General features: G+C 58.8%; 3 protein-coding genes and 1 pseudogene. All 4 read left to right on the forward strand.

Annotation, left to right across the window (positions count from 1 at the left end; translation table 11 throughout):
- Window positions 1-997, forward strand: a 997-nt coding sequence (locus WBG04_RS11235) for an OB-fold nucleic acid binding domain-containing protein (protein WP_424314524.1), incomplete at its 5' end; no start/stop codon positions are given.
- Window positions 998-1387: 390 nt separating this feature from the next.
- Window positions 1388-1567 (forward strand): hypothetical protein, encoded by a 180-nt coding sequence (locus WBG04_RS11240; RefSeq protein WP_424314525.1) that lies wholly within the window; start codon window positions 1388-1390, stop codon window positions 1565-1567.
- Between the two features lie 259 nt (window positions 1568-1826).
- On the forward strand, window positions 1827-2480 hold the full coding sequence (locus WBG04_RS11245) for a hypothetical protein (RefSeq protein ID WP_424314526.1): 654 nt from the start codon (window positions 1827-1829) through the stop codon (window positions 2478-2480).
- A gap of 39 nt (window positions 2481-2519) precedes the next feature.
- Window positions 2520-5795: pseudogene (locus WBG04_RS11250) on the forward strand (hypothetical protein); the annotation flags it as partial.

The following is a 5795-nucleotide window of genomic DNA, read 5'->3' on the forward strand; positions in this document are numbered from 1 at the left end:
CAAACGCCACCGCGTCCGCACCAAACCCATCTCCGTCATCCATAGTAATTACGAAACCACCATCGAGGACCACCCAAAAACTCAACCTCAAGAAACTTTGCGTCCTTCGCGTCTTGGCGTTTCAAAAAACCCGGAGCCGAAGTCCTACCTCCGCCTCGGTCTCCACCGCCTCAAAGGCCTCAAAAAAGCCACCGCCCAGCGCATCATCACCGAACGTAATAATCAGCCCTTCGAATCCCTCCCCGACTTCCTCCGCCGCGTCCAACCCAACGACAAGGAACGCCGTCTCCTCGCCGCCTCTGGCGCCCTCAACCCCCTCCCCGAAGTCGAGCACCGCCGCCACGCCCTCTGGCAATCCGAACTCCCCCTCTTCGACGACCTCTTTTCAAGGAGCGCGGGCGTCCCGCCCGTTTCACAAGCCAAGCTCTCCGACCCCCGTCGCGAAGCGACACCTCCCAACACTGATCACTGTTCACTCGGCACTCGGCACTCCCCTTTAGGGGTCATGTCCCCCACCGAACGCCTCGCCACCGACCTCGCCCTCACCGGCTCCACCACCGGCCCCCACCCCATGGCCCTATGGAGAAGGAGTTTGCAACTCCTTCCATCACCCCCCGGCGCGAAGCGCCGCATCTCACCACTGCTCACTGCTCACTGCTCACTGATCACTCCCCCCTACCGTGCCAGCGACCTCCCCTCCCTAAACCACGGCGTCCCCATAACAATCGCCGGCATGGTCATCTGCCGCCAACGCCCCTCCACCGCCAAAGGCCACTGCTTCATCAGCCTCGAAGACGAAACCGGCATCGCCAACCTCTTCGTCCCGCGCGACACCTTCCACCAGTACAAACTCCTCATCACCACCGAGCCCTTCCTCCTCATCGAAGGCCGCCTCCAAATCTCCGAAGGCGGCCAACCCACCGTCTACACCACCGCCCTATTCCCGCTCCCCGGCATCGACAGCAGCCACACCGCCGGCTCCCACGACTTTCACTAGGGAACGGCGACACTCGTTCGCCCATCATTCAGGACCGACCCGAATGGCACTGACCCGAATGGCGCGCAGTTGAAGCCAAGCAGGGAGGAACCGAACCACAGATCGCTCGGACGGAATCAACCACCTCGACGTCATCGAGGAGCACCTGATCCGCACCGGCAACCACCAATTGGGGGATCAACTCGCTGCGACGTACTAGATTAATCGTACGAACTCCGCGCGATCCTGCCTGCAAGGCCTTCGCCGGGCAACTCCGGGTAAAGTGCACGAAGCCAATCGTCTCGATGAGGGATTTCCTGATGCGGCCACCAATTCATCAGGAAACTCTAATCCTGCGCCCACCCGAAATCTAATCCCGGCGTGGCACCTTGGCGTCGTATGAAATCAATCATGATCCTCGTGTCGTCCGTCGTTCTCACCCTTGGAGCCAATGCTACGACCCCGCCTGCTGCCGCTTCGACCAAAACCCTCGCCAACCTCTCCTCGGCTTGGCAGGGAGAATCCAATGCCAAGCTTCGCTACCAAGTCTTTGCCGATTCGACTCCGCCATGCCACGGCGATCGAGGATGAATGGGATGGCTGCATGGACTCCCCGAGTGCAAGCGACGGATGACCTACGGATCAGGACGAAATTCATAGCTTTCAGGATGCTGCTGGCAGTAAGTGCACCATGTGATCGGGCCCCACCCAATTCCGAAGGTCGGGAGGCAACAACATGGGCGAATCGTGGTCGATATTGACGAACTTGGCTGCCATGCCCAGAGCGTAGCAGCCGCTATCCAATTCATCACTGGTCTAAGTCCGACAGGCTGCTAGACTGCACACCGCCGTGATATTCAGATTCGCCCTCAAGACCCTCTTCGTCCTCCCGAGCCTCGCTGGCGGTGCCGTCATGCTCAATCAGGTCGAGACCTTCGACAACCCGACGGATTGGACCAGCGGCTCAAGAAACCCAACGCCCCCCATCATTCGGCCAAGCACTGGTCCAAATGGCAGTGGCGATTCGGCGCTCCAGATCTCGAGTTCCGTCGGCAACGGTCCCGGTTCGCGATTGATCTCCTTCAACCAGGGAGACTGGTCCGGCAACTACTCCGGCCAAGGCATTACCGGGCTCAGCATGGATCTGAGAAACACTGGTGCGAGCAACCTTTTCGTCCGAATCGCGGTCAATGGACCGGGCGGCTGGTTCGTAACCGACGGCCAAGCTGTCAACTCGGGTCTTGGCTACGCGACCTTCCTTTTTGGAATTGAGCCAGCCCAACTCAACCCCGCCGCTACCCGCGTCACCCTCGGCGACGACGCGGGAGCCACCCTCGCTGACGTCTCAGAAATCCGGATTCTCCACAGTTTCGCCAATTCAAGCGCCCTCGGCGAAGTCGCCAATGCGAGCCTCCGAGTGGACAATATCACGGCCGTCCCCGAGCCAGGAGTCGGACTCTTAGCCGGCCTCTCATTGCTTTTTTTAAGATTTCGGAAACGTTAGATTGCCAAAACAATCAACTTTTGCAAATTTCCGGGCCTCATGTCCCGCGGTCTCCTAATTCTCATAGGGGCTGCGGTGTTCTGTGACTCCCCCCGCACATTCGCCGCGGTTCAAAGTAATACAGTCTGGCAACTTGGTCTCGATGATGGATCGCGCTCACTTTTCGGGGGCGAAAACTACCGTTCCAACGATCCCGAAGAAGCATCGACCTCCAAAGACGACGACTACTTCCTCGCCGGGGACTATCCCTCGCCGATCGGTTTGTTGGTCGAAGACGAGGAGTTGAACCATTTCGAGCGAGCGATCACTCAGAGCGATCCCAGAAACCGGATCCATTTCCCTCTCGATCAAGCGACCGCCTCAAGCGAGTCGCTTCTCACCCTAACGGTCGACCTGATTCAAGGAGGTGCCTGGACCGGTGTCAGCCAGCCCGGCTTCGGTCGCCACGACATCATGATCCGCTTCAATGGGCAGATCATCGAAACCCGTGACGCCCTCAGCTTCGACACCACCATCAGGATCTCCATGCCGGCGACATCGTTCGGTGCGATCACGGGAAACAACGTTCTTGAGATCGAGCGCACCGGAGGATCCGAGGGAGGCTACATTCAATTCGATTACCTCAAGCTTGAGGCCGACACCGATGGCTTGGCAGATGGCGACAACGACAACATCCCGCGATGGTATGAGGAAACCTATGGTCTTGATGATGGCGACCCCTCCGATGCGGACCTGAACAGCGATGGAGACTCCCTTGATAACCTGGCTGAATTTCTCGCCGGCACCAATCCCACCGATCCCGACACCGACAATGATGGAATCGAAGACGGAGCAGAAACGATCAGCGATCCTCTCAAATACGATACCGATGGTGATGGTCTCAGTGACGGCGATGAAGCCACTTCCGACCCACGTCTGATAGATACGGATTCCGACACATTTCCTGACAACATTGAACGGGAGCAAGGAACCGATCCAAACTCAGCCAGTTCCACACCCTTTCCCTTCGCCGGCGTTATCGGACTGCAATTCGTCTCGGAACGAAAAGAGGACTCACCCCTCCAGCCGCATGACCCGGCCGGCCTATTCCGCTTTCCGCACTGGAATGCCAGCGACGGCCAGCCCCGCTGGCATGTCAGCAACGACGCCCTGACAGGATCGCTTTCCGGACTCAAGAACTGCCGGGGACAAGCAACCACCGTCTCTGCCGACTGGTCGTTTCGTTACGCCACCTCGGGAAACCACAAGGGGAATTCCAACGAACGGCTCCTCAACGGAATGATCTGCGGCGACAACTACACCGGCGGCAAGGTCCCCGTGACGCTCAACCTCAGCGGCATCCCCTACAGCAATTACGATCTGATTGCCTACATTGGAGACCAGAACCCCGACGCCCGCTCAAGCGTCGAACTGATCGGCAGCCCATCATCAAAACGCTATTACCTCAGCGATTCATCACCTCCTTTTCAGGAATGGAAAGAAGTCACCGCGACCAACATCAGCGACATCTCGAAAGGCAACTACGTCCGCTACCGAAATCTAACAGGCGACAAGCAGTCGATTCTTGTCGACCAGATCGACAACGACCGCGTGGCACTTCACGGAATTCAAATCATCGACATGTCGACTGATGCCGATAGCGACAACATTCCCGATGCGATCGAGATCGAACACGGTATGAACCCCGCGCTCAACGATGCAGCGGCCGATCTCGACGACGATGGATTGAACAACGCCGCTGAACTGGTACTCGGAACCGATCCAGCGGACCCCGACACCGACCGAGATGGCCTCAGGGACGGCGAGGAAGCGGCCCACCATGCCAACCCGCTGAATCCCGATACCGATGGAGACAGCATCGCCGATGGCGACGAAATCAACGGCTCCCCCTTCCCGTCTCTTGCCAACCTCGCAAACAGTGATGGCGACAGCTTCACCGACGATGCCGAAGTCCGCGCGGGTTCCGACCCCATGGACAGCTCGAGCGTGCCTCCTCCGGTGCCGAGTTACAGCGCCTTGGAGAAAACGTGGACCTGGAGAATCGACGACCTTCGCATCCGTTGGAATCACTCCCAGGCGATGCTCGGGGCTCTTACCAATAATGACACCATGCTCGTGGACATGGCCGTCGAACTGGACGACGGCGGTTGGAGCAGTCGTCTCTCCATGGGGCTCTTCTATCGAGAAGGCAGCATCAACCATCTTTTCCGCTGCAACAATGAAGTCTTTCATCGCGAAGACCGACCCACCTCTTCCCTTTACAGCCGGGGGTCGACCGATATCCGTCAAGCGCTTGGCTTCAGCGGCGTGGGCGACGCCGACGTTTCCTATCCCTTGCGCTTCGAGTTCGTTGCCAGCCGCCCCACCACCTTCGGCAACAGCTGGAGCATCACCTTTACCATCGCGGACATGCGTGACCCGCTCAATCCGGTCGTCATTGCCACCAGCAATTGGGAAAACTGCCCTTCAGTCGGCACCGACCTGATGAACGGCAGAACCCAATGGACCGATACCAGCGGCAACCCGGACCAGATCAGCTACGACCTGAAACCCGGCGTCCACGCGTTCATTTCCAGACAGGAAATCGGCGCGCTCGACACCGACCGCGACGGCATGCCGGATGCTTGGGAGAGCCTCTATCTCTTCGACATCAACAACCCCGCAGATGCCGCACTCAATGCGGACTCGGACTCACTCACCAACCTTCAGGAGTTCCTCGCCGGCAGCAACCCACGCCTCGCAGATACCGATGGCGATGGTGCCAACGACGATGTCGAATTCGCCCATGGAACCTCGCCGAGCAAGAGCAGTTCCTATCCCCAATGGATCAACTTCAGCGGTCTGCCTGACGACCTCAATGGCGACGGCATGTCGGACGCTTGGACGATCTGGGCCGGAGGAAAAGCGCGCGCTCCCTTTGCCGATGACGATGGCGATGGCATGAGCAATCAGCAGGAAAGCGAAGCCGGCACGGACCCGGATGATCCCGACTCGGTGCTGAAACTTGAGCTCACGCCAAGTGGCAACCATCTCGTCCTCCAGTGGACGGATCTTCCTTTCAAAGCTCACTGGGCCGAAAAGTCCGACCTTCGCTCAGGCTGGTCTCCGCTCGAAAATGCCACACCACCTTCAATCACACGGGGCCGGCGCAAGGTCACCATCCTCGACGAACTCAGCAACACCACCGGCTCCAACTTTTTCCGCACCAACGTGGGTGCGATCGACACGGATGGCGATGGTGTCGAGGACTGGGTGGAGGAAAACGTATTGGACTCATCGAGCCAGCATGCCAACTCCCTCGGACAGCCCTTGGTC

It is taken from the genome of Haloferula sp. (assembly GCF_049672945.1).
GTDB lineage: Bacteria > Verrucomicrobiota > Verrucomicrobiia > Verrucomicrobiales > Akkermansiaceae > Haloferula.

What these genes read in the sequence shown, in the direction of transcription:
- WBG04_RS11240 (WP_424314525.1), top strand. Translation starts at nt 1,388, where the DNA reads ATGATCCTCGTGTCGTCCGTCGTTCTCACCCTTGGAGCCAATGCTACG.